The 13,861-nt window shown below is 62.1% G+C and carries 10 protein-coding genes and 1 pseudogene; 3 read left to right on the top strand and 8 right to left on the bottom strand.

From position 1 onward, the window contains the following. Nucleotides 1–63 precede the first annotated feature (63 nt). Nucleotides 64–5,292, bottom strand: a complete 5,229-nt coding sequence (locus tag ACQR1I_RS27375; RefSeq protein WP_434869160.1) for a hypothetical protein — start codon at nucleotides 5,290–5,292, stop codon at nucleotides 64–66. 368 nt (nucleotides 5,293–5,660) lie between these two features. On the opposite strand from ACQR1I_RS27375, the gene ACQR1I_RS27370 reads away from it, so the two are divergent. Continuing rightward, on the top strand, nucleotides 5,661–6,050 hold the full coding sequence (locus ACQR1I_RS27370; RefSeq protein ID WP_434869161.1) for a DUF2267 domain-containing protein: 390 nt from the start codon (nucleotides 5,661–5,663) through the stop codon (nucleotides 6,048–6,050). Between the two features lie 72 nt (nucleotides 6,051–6,122). Then, nucleotides 6,123–6,800, top strand: a complete 678-nt coding sequence (locus tag ACQR1I_RS27365; RefSeq protein ID WP_434869162.1) for a dienelactone hydrolase family protein — start codon at nucleotides 6,123–6,125, stop codon at nucleotides 6,798–6,800. 111 nt (nucleotides 6,801–6,911) lie between these two features. Here ACQR1I_RS27365 and ACQR1I_RS27360 read toward each other — a convergent pair whose 3' ends face one another. The 3 genes from ACQR1I_RS27360 to ACQR1I_RS27350 all read right to left on the bottom strand — a co-directional run bounded on the left by ACQR1I_RS27360 (nucleotide 6,912) and on the right by ACQR1I_RS27350 (nucleotide 9,138). Then, entirely contained in the window at nucleotides 6,912–7,043 is a 132-nt protein-coding gene (locus ACQR1I_RS27360) for a hypothetical protein (protein ID WP_434869163.1), read from the bottom strand. A gap of 64 nt (nucleotides 7,044–7,107) precedes the next feature. Then, nucleotides 7,108–8,457 carry a nicotinate phosphoribosyltransferase gene (locus ACQR1I_RS27355; RefSeq protein WP_434869164.1) on the bottom strand — a complete coding sequence of 450 codons (1,350 nt, stop codon included), beginning with the start codon at nucleotides 8,455–8,457 and terminating at the stop codon, nucleotides 7,108–7,110. 9 nt (nucleotides 8,458–8,466) lie between these two features. After that, on the bottom strand, nucleotides 8,467–9,138 hold the full coding sequence (locus ACQR1I_RS27350) for a phosphoribosyltransferase (protein ID WP_434888852.1): 672 nt from the start codon (nucleotides 9,136–9,138) through the stop codon (nucleotides 8,467–8,469). A gap of 98 nt (nucleotides 9,139–9,236) precedes the next feature. Between ACQR1I_RS27350 and ACQR1I_RS27345 the strand changes: the two genes are divergently transcribed. Then, entirely contained in the window at nucleotides 9,237–10,298 is a 1,062-nt protein-coding gene (locus ACQR1I_RS27345; RefSeq protein ID WP_434869166.1) for a hypothetical protein, read from the top strand. Between the two features lie 14 nt (nucleotides 10,299–10,312). Here the strand turns inward: ACQR1I_RS27345 and ACQR1I_RS27340 are convergent, their stop codons facing one another. From ACQR1I_RS27340 to ACQR1I_RS27325, 4 genes and pseudogenes are all read right to left on the bottom strand, one after another. Continuing rightward, on the bottom strand, nucleotides 10,313–11,320 hold the full coding sequence (locus tag ACQR1I_RS27340; RefSeq protein ID WP_434869167.1) for a ribose-phosphate diphosphokinase: 1,008 nt from the start codon (nucleotides 11,318–11,320) through the stop codon (nucleotides 10,313–10,315). A 12-nt stretch (nucleotides 11,321–11,332) separates the two neighbouring features. Next, nucleotides 11,333–11,899, bottom strand: coding sequence for an HPF/RaiA family ribosome-associated protein (locus tag ACQR1I_RS27335; RefSeq protein WP_434869168.1), 567 nt, complete (start codon nucleotides 11,897–11,899; stop codon nucleotides 11,333–11,335). A 20-nt stretch (nucleotides 11,900–11,919) separates the two neighbouring features. Further along, nucleotides 11,920–12,681: pseudogene (locus ACQR1I_RS27330) on the bottom strand (TCP-1/cpn60 chaperonin family protein); the annotation flags it as partial. A gap of 181 nt (nucleotides 12,682–12,862) precedes the next feature. After that, on the bottom strand, nucleotides 12,863–13,861 hold the full coding sequence (locus ACQR1I_RS27325) for an FAD:protein FMN transferase (protein ID WP_434869169.1): 999 nt from the start codon (nucleotides 13,859–13,861) through the stop codon (nucleotides 12,863–12,865).

Here is a 13,861-nt window from a genome sequence, read left to right as displayed (position 1 = left end):
CTCCGTCTGAAGAAGGCTGATGATCCGCAGGTCATTTCAGCGGGTGGACGTAATCTCCTTCCTTCACGCGAAGTGAATATCGGCCAGCGCACCCAGCTTCAGCGTCGCGAGGCTCACGTTGTTCATCGTGATCGAATCCGTTGAATCGATGGTGATGACAGTGCTTGTGCCCGACTGGGCGACTGTGACGGTGCCTCCCGAAATATTGTGCGCGGTGCCGGCGAGCAGCGACGCCGCGGTCGTGCCCGTTGCGAACATTGTCGCGGACAGCTGAAGAATATCGTGATTGGTATTGTTCGCGTTGGCGATGAAGTCCGTGATGGTGTCATTGCCAAAGCCGGCGCTATAGACGCCGTTCGTCGTCACCGGCCCGACGTGCGCGAAGACGAACGTGTCCTGGCCGGCCCCACCGGACAACTTGTCGTTGCCAGCCCCGCCGATCAGCGTATCTGCGCCGCCATTGCCGGTGAGCGTGTCGTTGCCGGAGCCGCCGGTGATGGTATTGGCGAGGCCATTGCCCGAACCGGTGAAGTTGCCGGTTCCCGTGTAGGTCAGGTTCTGGACGTTGGCAGGCAGAGTGTAGCTCGAAAGCGTGGTCAGGACGGTCGCATTGGCGCTGCCGGCCACTTCTGAGACACTGGTGGTCGCATTGCTGACCAAGAAGGTGTCGGCTCCGCCGTTGCCGCGCAGGATGACATTGGCGAAGTTGCCGTCGCCGAGCGTGTCGGCCCCGGTGCCGCCGGTCAAGGTCTCTCCGGCTGCCGTTGCCGTAGAGGTGAAGCTGCCGACGCCGACGAAGGTCAGCTTTTCGACATTTGCCGGGAGCGCGTAGTCGTTCAAAGTGGTCTGTATCGTGTCGGTTCCGTTGTTCGGCAGCTCTTTCACGATCGTGCTTGCGCTGTGGACGATGTAGGTGTCGTTGCCGGCGCCGCCGACCAGGGTGACCCCGAATATGCTATTATCATTGAGAATATCGGCACCAGCGCCGCCGTCCAGGATCTGGCCGTTGGCGCCGGCGGTCAGCATGTCGTTGCCGGCAAGGCCCTGGACGAGTGCGCTCGGTGTCGAGGTCGTCAGAACGTCTGCGCCGGCCGTTCCATTGATGGTCAAGGCGGTGGTGGCGAGTTGAGATGCGGTCAATACGAGGCCGTCGCTGAAGTCGAAGAAAGAAACGGCACTCGCCGTCAGAGTACCGTCCGGAGAGCCTGCCCTCTTGTCGACGAAGGTGACACTGCCGTCCGCATTGTTCACGACGCTGTATTGGTTGAAAGTTCCGCTGAAGTCGATGGTGTCCGTGCCTCCGCCCCCGCTTACCGTGCTGACGCCGGTAAACCCGCTGAAGATGTCGTTGAGGGCGTTGCCGATGATCTGGATTCCGGTCTTCCCCGTGTAGAAGAACTTCTCGATGTTTGCGGGCATCACAAAGCTCGAGAGACCAGTATAGATGGCTGCCGCAACCGTATTTGGCATTTCGAAGATCGCCGTTGCTGCGTTGCCGACGATAAAGATGTCATTGCCGCCGTCGCCGATCAGCGTCACGCCGGCAAAGCCTGCGTCGCTCAGCGTATTGGCGCCTGTTCCGCCATCGAGCGTCTGGTTGGCGGCGCCGGCGATGAGGCTGTCCGCGCCCGCCAGACCAAGCACGACTGCGCCGGTGAGTGCACTGGTCAGGACGTCGGAGCCCGCGGTGCCAAGCAGGACGCCGTTTCCATTCAATTGTGCGGTGGTCAGAACCAATTGATCGAGGAAGCGGAAGTCTTGGAAGTTGTAGCTGATATCGGTGCCGTCGGGGGTACCGGCCCTCGTATCAATCAGGGTGTTGCTACTGTCCGCATTCAGCTTGATAGTGTAGTTCTCGAAGAGACCCGTGAGATTAAGTGTATTTGTGCCGGATCCGCCAAATAGAATGTTCGTCCCGCTCGACAGGACAGCGGTCGTGCTTTCGACGATCGCGACGTTGTGGAGCACGGGCGTGCCTTGCGGCGAGCTCGATGAAATCGCCAACTGGCCGTCGTTGAAGGCGAGGGACAGGTCTGTGCCGTTGAGCGATGCCGCGGGAGCTCCCTGCACGGAAACAATATTGAGACCCGGTGTCTTGACATGTACATCGACGATGCCATCCCCCGTCATCGAAAAGCTGAGATTCGATCCGTCGCCCCACACGGTCTTCAGATCGACGCGCATCGGCAGCAGGTCGATGTGTGTCACATCATCCTGTGTCGTCCCGAGCGTGACGTTGAACGTTCCGCCGCCATAAGGCAGAAACAGGCTGTGGGTATCATAGGCGTACCAGTTTCCAGCATTCTGGATGACTTGGCCCGTGGCGGCGTTGGTGACGTTGAGTGCCATAGCACCGAGATCAGGCGCGCTGGCATCAGGCGTAATCGTCGCCGTGATGACGTTGCCGGTCGTCGTCTCGGACAAGTGGGCCTTCTGTTGGGCGGAGATGCGGGCTGCGAGATCTTCTTGCGTCACGAACTCGTAACGCGCGGCGGCTGCATAGGCGATGAAATCGCTGAACATCTGGGTGGTATATGCGGGAGGACTGCCCGTGCCATTGGTGTTCCAGTCCGTCGGACCGTAGTCGTGCCAGGGCCAGACGATGATCGGCGTCTGCGAGTGTGCGGAGAGCTGGTTGAACAGTGCTTCCCAATCGGCAAGCGCCTGGGCCGCTGTCTTGTTTTGGAATTGGATCTCCGTGAAATCAAAAGTGATGTTGGGCGCAATATAGACCGATCCCGTGTCGGTCGGGCTGAGATAGCCGAAGGCATTTGGATAGCCGGCGCCGACGCCCGTCCAGCCGCCGCTGACATAGCCAGTCAGGCCGCCTGCCACGCTCTGGTAGTATTGCATGATCTGCTGGGCTGTGCTGAACGTATCGCCCGCGCCGGGCACGGCTGCGCCGGCGATCGTTATGCCGAGGTTCTGCTGCTCGACGGTCTTTGACTGGCCGAACTCATAGGAAAAAGTCCAATTTGGCGCAGAGCCGTTCGACGGCGGAGTCACGTAGAGAAAATTCGTGTTCTCGTTCCATAGCGAGACAGGGGCGCCGTTCACCAGGATTGTGGGAACAGGGTTTCCGTTGGCGTCGATCGTTGGCGGATTGATCAGGTGGGTATAGGAGTGATTTCCGATTTCGCTGCCGAGGGCGATGATTGCCTTGTAGTAGGGGGCGGAGACAGACCAATCGGTCGTGTTGCCATTGGCAGGATTGGCGTTGTCACCGACATTGACATAGAACGAGCCGACAAAATTGTACTGCTGCTTCCACTGCTGCAGCAGCGGAATCAGCTGATCGTAGATCCCCTGTTGACCGGCGCCGGGGGACACATCGGATGGGAATTGAGACTGATCCATATCAGTGCGTGACGCGACGACGCCGGCCATTCGGGTCAAGTCAATCGTAAGACTTGGCGTCGCGCCAAAGACGGCGTTCTGGATGGCATGTTGCAGAAGATTGCTGTCGCCAAGCAGTGCTGTCGTCGCAAAGTGGGTATTGGTGGCGCCCGTCACGGTTTGGACGACGCCGGGCAGCGTGGCGCCGCCCTGGAGATTGATATCCGCGAGCACTGTGGCGGGCTGGGTAACGCCGGAAAAGGTGAGGTATCCGGAATTGGTATAGTATCCGGAGGTCGTTCCGGCGATCTGTCCGCTGGCGCCGCCGATCAGCTCGGTCGCCCCGTAGCCGGTCATCACCGGGTTCTGGCTGCCCAGCGCCGCCGGATCGGCCGTGACGGAGTAGGTCGCAGTTCCGTAGCCGCTCTGGGTCAGGTTGAGCAGGGTCTGCATGTAGATATAGGGATTTCCCGGAAGCGCTGTGCCGGTCTGGTCATTGGTCAAAAAGTCGCCGGCCGTGATGAGCGGCACGTGGTAGCTGTAGACGACCTGACTCAGTGCGTTCGAGATCGCTTCGACCTGGCTGCTCTGGACGTTCTGCATGTCCGGGAAGATGAGCGCGCTGTATTGCGCGAGCTTGGCTACGTTGGTGAGGTCGGCCTCAGTCAGAAGGTCGTAGGAGACACCTGCGGCTTCCGCCTGGTGCTGAGCGGCCATGAACAGGTCGGCGTAGGCCGTCTGTCCCGCTTGGCCGCCGCCAAAATACAGCGCGGCTGTCGTGGCGGAGTATACGATGCCGACCTTCTTGATCGTGTGGTCGACCGCGACCAGTGTCGATGGATCCGTGATCGTGTACTGGGGGTTGCTGGCGAAATCGCCTGGCAGTGCTGCCGCGCCGTTGTTGATCAGCGCGTCGAAGTTGATCGTATGAGGGGCCGATCCGCCGGCAGGTGTCAGCAGCGCCTGCGGAATGGCGAGTTCGACGCTCTTGCCGTCGCTGGACGTGGCAAAAGTGAGCGGCGCTCCGCCGTTCAGCAGCGACGCCGCCCCCGTCGAAGTCACGGAATAGAGATAGGGTTGAAGCGTGCCGCTCGACCCCACTGTGAACTGCACGTAATATTCCGCGCCGACAGCGCCAAAAGGGCTGTAACCGGTCGATGGTGCCTGATCGGTGTTGAGGTAGATGAACGTGTTGGACCCGATCACCGCGTCGGTCGTGCTGGTCGCGTTGATGCCAATGACATAGGTGTTGCCAAGTGTCGCATCGTTCAGGAGAGCGCCGTAGACCTGATATCCCGCCACCGTATTCCCCGGGGTCATCAGCGCGTCAGATGCCGGCCAATCAGTGAAATGCCCATCGAGGGTGATCAGGTTGCCAATTGTCTTCGGCGCGACGGCGGCATGATCGGGGATGACATATTGCGGGTTGTTGGCGAAGTCGCCGGGCAGGGCCGCGGCCCCGTTGTCAATCAATGCGTCGAAGTTGATCGCATGAGGCTCAGGGCCGGCGGCTGGGGTAAGGAGCGATTGGGGAATCGCGAGCTCCAGGCTCTGGCCAGTGCTGGATAAGCCAAAATTGAGTGGTGCGCCCCCGTTGAGCAAGGTCGGCGTGCCGTTGGACGTGACTGAATAGAGGTAGGGCTGAATTGTGCCGGTGGCATCGGGCGCGAACTGGACGTAGTATTCAGCGCCGACAGTTCCGAATGGGCTGTACCCTGTCGACGTATTCTGATCGGTATTGAGATAGATGTAGGTGCCGGACGCGATCACGGGCTCCGCCGAGTTGGTTGATTCTATGCCGATGACATAGGTGTTGCCCAATTGCTGATCGGTGATCAGCGCACCGTAGACAGCATATCCTGCGACAGTGTTTTCCGCCGTCGTGAGGGATGCGGACGCGGACCAATCTGAAAAGAGGCCGTCCAGCGTGATCATGTTGCCGATGTTTGTGGTCATGCGACGAATCCTCAATCGATCAGTGAACGAGCCTTGGCGGCAGCCGATTCGTGGTGACAAGAGCCGCCATGGCGCGATCGAGAGGCCAGAACTAGACGGCATGCATCGCTCGCCTGTCCAACCGAAATCCCTGCTGCAGGTCAGAGTTCTTGTCACTGCTGCAAATCCGTATTGCTCTACGATCTGTGACCAGCAGGTGTCGATGATCGACGTGCGGCTTCTGTGCGAGTATCGCGTCACAGAGGCATGCCGTTCGGCTCACGGCGCCTGCACGGCGGTCAGCAGCAGGTCGCCGTGCACGCGTTCTCAGGGCGTCGGATGGCGCGCCATAGCCCGCTGCCGTTCGGGACGGTTGCGAAGGAGGCCTCATGAGCACAATCGGCGTGGCTACGCTGGATCACACGGTTCAGGAAACGAGCGTCTGGCTCAAGGCGCTCCAGGACGAGCTCGCGCTGACCAATCGCCAGCAGGCCTACAATGCCTTACGTGCCGTGCTGCATGCCGTGCGCGATCGCTTGCCGCCCGAGGTGGCCGTGAAGTTTGCCGCCCAACTCCCGATTCTTGTGCGTGGCATCTACTATGAAGGATGGCATCCGGCAGCGACGCCGACCAGAGAACGGCACCTCGAGGAGTTCGTGGAGCATGTCGAAGGCGAGCTGCCGCCGGCGTTTCCTTGCAAATCTCTGGCCGCGATCCGGGGCGTGTTCGAGACGCTCTGGGAAAAAATCGGCCCCGGCGAGTTCGAGAAAGTAAAGTGATGAGTCACCTGCCAGAGTCGATCAGGGACATGCGGAGTTCGTCATGACGGTCAGTGCAGTGGCTCTCATGTCATGACCAGTCGGCTGTCCACCGGGACGTCCGAGGTCACCATTCCGCCGTCGGATCTCGTTGGAACACTCACTGTGCCTCAACACGCGCGCGGGTTGATCATTTTCGCGCACGGCAGCGGGTCCAGTCGTCAAAGCCCACGCAATCAGGCCGTTGCGGGGGCGCTCAACAAGCTGACATTTGCGACTCTCTTGTTTGACCTGCTGACGCCGAGCGAAGAGGCAGACCGCGCTAACGTTTTCGACATTTCGTTGCTTGCGGAGCGGCTGGTGAATGTCGTTCAGTGGCTTGGGGTGCAGGAGCCATCCATCGCCGCGCTTCCGGTCGGGCTGTTCGGCGCCAGCACCGGCGCGGCGGCGGCCCTGGTCACCGCGGCGCGGCTGCCGGAACGGGTTCGGGCGGTGGTGTCGCGTGGAGGACGCCCGGACCTCGCGGGTCACGCTCTTCCCATGGTCCGCTCCCCGACGCTGCTCATCGTCGGAGGCGCCGACTTCAGCGTGATCGAGCTGAATCAAGCGGCTCTGACCGAGCTGGCAGTGCCGAAGGCGCTCGAGATCATTCCAGGGGCGACTCATTTGTTTTCGGAGCCGGGTGCAATGGACGCGGTCATCGCTCATGCCGCCCATTGGTTTGATCAGTATTTGACGGCTCGGGGGCGGCAAGGTCCGAGAACGGAATGAGATGATCGTTGGCCCTCGAGAGCGCGTGCTGTTCGCCGAGGTCCGGCCGAACGGAGTCCGATCAACAGCACAGCTGCACGCCAAGCACGTTTTCGACCGTATCGTGCTTCATCAGATGCTCTCAGCGCGTGAGCGGAACGGGTAGTCGCCCATGATATCGAGCAGTTCGGCCGCTTGGTCGAACATCTTGGGGATTTCCAGCATTCTGAACGGGCACGATGGATCTCCGTCCTGCGAAGCCATTGGCCGCAGTCTGTCCGGCCTCAAGGCCGGTCAGTTGAGTTGCGCCGGCTGGCTGTTGCCGCCGCTACGACGGAAGGCCCATCCTGCGATCCACCTCGGCAGCGAGCTGCTGCAAGGGCGGCGCTATCCGAACCGGATAGGGCGTCGACCGAGCGGCCCTCGTGAGCTCTACCGGCAGCCGCTGGAGCTGCCGCGCTGCATGAGCCCGGATGTCGTCGAGCGAAAGCTGTGGCGCGATCCGATGACCATTCGTCATGACCCGGTGAATCAATTGTTCGCCATCGTGCCTGTCGCTCTCGGTCGACAGAATATCGCCGGTCATGCGATGATCATGGCCGTCGTAATGTCGCCAGACCTGCTTGCGGCCTGGCCAAGTCGCCTTGCCGACGGATCTCTTGCGCCGTGGCAATCCAGCATACTCCTGAAGCTTGTAGGCACAGTCGAGCGCGGGAGCGTCTGACGAGGTGACAAGGCTCGTACCGACTCCGATGCCATCGATTGGTGCGGAGGTTTGAGAGAATGCAGCGAGAGTGGCGTCCTCGACACCCCCGCTGACAAAAATGCCAACGTCCCTCAGGCCACCTGCATCGAGGATATCACGGACACTTCGAGCAAGCGCTGCGAGATCACCGCTGTCGATTCGCACGGCTCGGACTGCGACACCCTCTTGCTTGAGACGTGGCGCCAACGCGACCAGCTTTCGTGCGGCTGCCTCGGTGTCGTAGGTGTCGATCAGCAGCGTCAGGTTTTCGGGGCGGGCGCGAGCAAACGCTACGAACGCAGCGACCTCGTCATCGAAGGACTGGACGAACGAGTGCGCCATCGTGCCATAGGTCGGAATTCCGAATGACTTTTCTGCCAGCAGCGTCGCTGTCCCGGCGAAGCCGGCGATATAGCTGGCCCGCGCCGCGAGCAGTCCGGCTTCAGAGCCGTGAGCCCGCCGCAGACCGAAATCGACCAGCAATTTCTCAGGCGCCAGCAACGCCATGCGCGCAGCCTTTGAGGCGATCAGTGTCTGAAAATGCAGGATGTTGATCAGTCGCGTCTCGACAAGCTGCGCTTGCGCGATCGGGGCGGTGACACGTAGAATTGGCTCGTTGGCGAAGAACAGCGTTCCCTCCGTGATGGCGTGCACGTCGCCGCTGAAGCGGAACTGGTCGAGATAGTCGATCAACGCGCTGCTGAACTTGCCGCTGCGGCCGAGCCAGTCGAGATCGTCTTCGGAGAACCGCAGGTTCTCCAGAAAGTCGAGCGCCTGCTCCAGCCCCGCTGCCAGGAGGAAGTTGCGCGACTCCGGCAGTTTCCGGACGAAGAACTCGAAGACCGCGATGTCGGACTGGCCGGACTCCAGATAGGCCTGGACCATGCTGAGTTGATACAGGTCGGTCAGCAGCGCGGTTGGTGACAGCGACATGCGTTACTCCTAGCGGTCCTCCGAGGCGGGTGGCGGCTGCTTGTCCGGAAATCTGTTCAACGCGGCGATGACCTCGTCATCATCGACCTGGCGGAAGTCACGGTAGAAGCAGCCGATCGCACCAAGCTCCTGAGGCGTGTCCAGGCAGACGATTGTGTCGACCTCGGGCCGCAGCCGATTGATGGTCTCATGTGCCGCGACCGGGACCGCGAGCACGAGCTCCTTCGGTTGACGCGTGCGGACGGCGCGGATGGCCGCGAGCATTGTCGCGCCGGTCGCGATGCCGTCATCGACGATGATCGTCACGCGTCCCGTCACGTCGGCGCGCGTCCGGTCGCCGAGATAGCGTGCGCGGCGCCGATCGATCTCGCCGCGCTCCTTCCGGCAGACCGTGTCAAACTCCTTTTCGCTGACGCCTGAGGCTTCGATGACGTCGCGGTTGCGTATGATAATCGGCTGTTCGCCTTCAGCAACCGCGCCCATTGCCAGTTCCGGCTGCAGCGGCAGGCCGATCTTGCGCACCAGGAGCAAGTCGAGGGTCGCATCAAGCGCACGGGCCACCTCGGCCGCGACCGGAACGCCTCCGCGAGGCAATGCGAGGATGACCGGGTGGCGGCTCTTGTATCGGTTTAACGCTTCAGCGAGCCGGCGGCCGGCATCGGTGCGATCTCGGAACAGCATGCACGCTCCTCCGCAATTTTGCGCTACGCTATAAACTGGGCAAGTTCGTCGATTGATCGATATCAAGCAAATGGGAGTTCCGATTGTGATATCCCGTGATGCCCGAACGTCAGAATAGACCATTCGACGTCGTCGACGACGCAGCAGTGCTCGCGCGAAAGGTCGGTCATCTCAAGCGCCCGCAGAGCTACCTTTCTGCACCTGCGGCCGTGGTCGCGCGCGAAACCCACATGTCGTGGGTCTTCCTCGCCGGCGACCGCGTCTACAAGCTGAAGAAACCGGTGCGGTTTCCCTATCTCGATTTTTCGACGCTCGAACGGCGTGAGACGGCCTGCCGGGCAGAGCAGGCGCTCAATCGCCGATTGGCCCCGGACGTTTATATCGGCTTGGTGCCGCTTACTGTGGCGGCGGGCGGAAGCTACGAGATTGACGGCACGGGTGCCGTTGCCGATTGGCTGGTTGTGATGCGCCGACTCGATGAAGCGGGCACGCTGGAAGCGGCGCTTCGTGCGCGCGACGTCACGCCCACGCATGTCCACCAGCTCGCGGCGGTCCTGCATCGCTTCTTCCTGCATGTTCCACGCATCCTGATCAGCTCAGACAGCTATCTCGGGTCGCTGCAGAAGGCGGCAATGGCCGATCGGCGTGTCCTGTTGAGCAGGAGCTTCGGTCTGCCGTTCGGAACCATCGAGCAGCTCGCGGATGTTCAGCACCGCTATCTGTTGCAGCGACGTGACGTGCTGGCAGGTCGGGTTCGCCATCGCTTGATCGTCGATGGACACGGCGATCTGCGGCCCGAACACATCTGGCTGAGTCCTCCTTTTCCGATCATCGATTGCCTCGAATTCGATGCCCGGCTGCGAGCGTCGGATGCGCTCGACGAATTGTCGTTCCTTCACCTCGAATGCGAGCGGCTCGGCGGTCGCTGGGTCGCCGATGCGCTACGACGGCGCTTGATGGTCTTGCTCGCGGACGAGACCACCAGCGGCTTGTTCCTGTTTTACCGGATCGGTCGGGCGATGTTGCGCGCGAGGCTCTCGATTGCTCATCTTGCCGACGAACATCCGCGGACCCCCGACAAATGGCCGCGTCTCGCCCGCACCTATCTGGCATTGGCGAGAACCGACGCGGCGCGGCTTGAGCGGCTGCTGACTTCGTAAGAGCTCATCTCGGGCTACGACTGGTACGGCAGCAGCTCGGCGAGGTCTTCGCCGTGATGGATGCGGCGGATGGTCTCGGCGAGCAGCGGCGCGGCCGAGACGAGCTGGAGCTTGTTGCGCACCGGACCGGGCGGCAGCCTGAACGGTGGAACACAATCGGTGGCGATGATCCGGTCGATGGCGGGATCTGCCAGCGTTGTCTCGGCGCCCGGCATGAACAGGCCGTGAGCGATGCACGCAACGACCTGCCTGGCTCCGCGGGCGCGTGCCGCCTTGGCGGCCCTTGCAAGGGTTCCCCCGGTGCTGACCAGGTCGTCGAAGACGACGCAGAATGCGTCCGCCACGTTGCCTGCGAACATGTCGCCGGAGACCACGCCTGCGCTGCGATGCTTCTCGACCAGCGCTTTGCCGATCGGGCGGCCAGTGACTTTCTCCAGCATCTCGCGGAGAATCTCCGCGCGCTTGCCGCCACCGAGGTCAGGCGATATGACGCAAATCGCCTGATCTCCGGCGAGCTCCTTGATCGCATCGACCAATACCGGGGCCGCGCTCAGCGCAACGGTGGGACACCGGAAGGCATTCTCAAAGGCGGCCTCATTGTGCACCTCGAAGGTGACGACCACGTCGACCCCGACCGCCTCGAACAGGGTTGCGAGATAGCGGATGGTCACCGGGTCGTTTGCCTTGGTCCGACGATCCTTGCGCGCATAGCATAGATAGGGCGTGATCGCCGTGATCCGCGCGGCGCCAGCGTCCTTCAGGGCGCCGATGAAGAGCAACAGGCGGCACAGCTTGTCGTTCGGGCTGTGCTCCGGGCCGCCATACAGGCTGTGCAGGATATGCACGTCGCAGCCGGCGACGCTCTCGATTGGTCGGATCTTGTGCTCGCCGTCCTCGAAGTTCCGTTCTTCGAGGGCAGCCAAGCCGCAACCCAAGACGTCTGCAATGGTCTTGCCGAGGATCTCAGTTCCATGCAAGGCAAAGAGGCGCAGCCGGTTGCTTCCGCGTGTCGGCGACAGCATGATGATCTCCGTCTAGAGTCGCAAGCCGTGCTTGCCGAGAATCTTGACGGTGCTTGCCTGCGACCCTTTCTCGCCGGCTTCCTCGACATAGCTCACGCGTGTGCCGGGCGTTATCTTCGCCGGGCTGGCCAGAACGCTACGGGAGTTGAAGTAGATCTGCCGGCCGTCAGCGGCTTCGATAAAGCCAAACTCGCCGCTGGGATCAATGCTCACGACGGTTCCGAGCGGCTGCACCTCGTGGGATTTCACTGAGCCCTGGACCAATCTCGCTTCGTCCTGCAATTGCCTGCGCGCGCGCTTGAACGCGTTGTCCACGGCGAAGGTCAGATCGGAATAGCGCTCATCCGCCTTCGGAGTTCGCCCGACATTGACTTCCCGACCGTTCGGCAGCGAGAGATGGATACTCACCTGGTATTGTCCTCCGCTGTGATGCCGCTCGCCCGGACCGCGGACCACAATGTGGCAGGATGTTGCGCGCCCGAACCGGTTCTCCAGCTCCTTCACATGCTCGCCGATGGTCGCCTTCAGCTCAGGAGAGGCCGGGACGCCGTCGAATTCAATCTGGGGCAACGTCTGCATGTGCGCCTCCGCCATTTGACTCATATCGACAATTCAGGCGCCGGCCTTCGCTCCGGGTTCGTCTCCGGAACCTTCGTCATGGTCGCCTCGGTCAGCAGCAATACGCTCGCAACGGAGACCGCGTTCTCAAGGGCGGTGCGAACGACCTTGACGGGGTCGACGATGCCGGCCTCGACCAGATCAACATACTGCTTGCGTGCCGCGTCAAAGCCGAAATTGCCCTGACCGGTCAGCATACGTGCGACGACGACACCGCCATCGGCCGCGGAATTCTCGGCAATCTGCCGAGCGGGGCATTCCAGCGCCCGCTTCACGATCTGGATGCCGGTCCGCTCGTCGCCTTCGCAGCCCGCCTCCTCCTTGCTCACGGCCTCGATGCACCTCAACAGCGCAAGACCTCCGCCCGGCACGATACCCTCGGCAACCGCCGCTTTGGTCGAGCTGATGGCGTCGTCGAGAGCCTCCTTTCTCGACTTCATCTCGGCTTCGGTCGGAGCTCCGACCCGGATCACGGCTACTCCGCCTGACAGCTTGGCGATGCGCTCCTCGAGCTTGTCCTTGTCATACTGGCTTGTCGTTTGCTCGATCTCGTGCCGAAGCTGCTGCAGGCGCGCATCGATGCGCGTGCGCTCCCCCTTGCCACCGATCAGCGTGGTGTTTTCCTTGTCGACGACGACCCGGGTGGCGTGGCCGAGCTGCTCGACGGTCGCGCTTTCCAACTTCAGGCCGATGTCCTGCGAGATAACCTGCGCTCCAGTCAAAATGGCAATGTCTTCCAGCATTGTCGATGCAGCCGGCCAAGCTTTGACCCTGATCAATGATAGAGACGTCCAGAACCGGCCAGTTTGGTCGTGATAGCAAACAAGGGCCGCGCTGACGAAAGTCCAAGAGACACTGGCGTGGAACAAGCGCGTAGCTAACCGCATCCGTACAGACCGACCACGCGCGCTTTGGGAGGCGCAATCACGAGATGAGGTCGACAGCCACTCCGTGCGCATCGATCAGGTGAACGCGCTGGAGTTCGGTGCGCGGGAGCAAGGCACGAATCTCTGCCTCCGCCATCAGGCTGAAGGCGGTCGATAGGGCATCGGCTGTCGTGGCATCCCTGGCGACAGTGCTGACGCTGCCATAGCGGCCGGCGCAGCGGCCGCTATGCGGATCGAACAGATGGTTGAAGCGGCCTGCCGCATCGAAGCGGAGGCCATACGCACCCGAGGTCGATACGGCGAGATCGATGATCGGAAGCATCGCGGCAGTCCGACCGGGGGTCTGCGGGTCGTCGATCGCGATCTCCCAGGGCAGGCCATCGGGCCGTGTCCCGATGGCGCGGGCCTCGCCCATATCGACGAGGCTCTGCTGAACGCCCCGGCTGCGCAGGAGGTCGACGATGCGGTCGGTGACATAGCCTTGCGCGATTCCGTTCAGGGTGATCGCCATGTCGCGGGGCATGACGATCCGGTCGCGGTGGATCGAAAGCTTGCTGAAACCCACTCGCGCCAGCGCCTCGCGCACGGCCGCCTGCGGCGGGCCGCTGGGGTCCGCATCTGGCCGCGAGAAGTGATCGACATATAGCGTCCAGAAGGGCTGCACGGTAGGATCGAAGCGGCCACCGGTCAGCTCGGCGTAGTGCTGCGAGCGCAACAGGATGTCGACAAGCTCCGGTGCCGGATCGAGCAGCACGCCGGTGCGGTTCAGGCTGACCAGGGCCGAGTCCGTCAGGTACAGGCTGAACAGCCGCTCCAGCCGGCGCGCTTCGGTGATCGACAGCGCAATCAGGTGCTCGGCCTCGTGCGGGTCGCGATGGTGAAGCTTGATGGTCGCGACGGCGCCGAGCAAGGTGCCGCGCCATTCGACCAGGCTGGTGTCGGCCTTGGCGCGCGGGGTGCCAAGCGGAGCGATGGAGAGGCCGGCGACCGCAGCACTGATCTGGATGAAGCGTCGGCGCGAGAGGTGATGTGTCAT

The sequence above is a fragment of the Bradyrhizobium sp. HKCCYLS2038 genome, from assembly GCF_051167655.1.
Taxonomy (GTDB): domain Bacteria; phylum Pseudomonadota; class Alphaproteobacteria; order Rhizobiales; family Xanthobacteraceae; genus Bradyrhizobium.
This window is presented reverse-complemented; position numbering and strand designations above follow the sequence as displayed.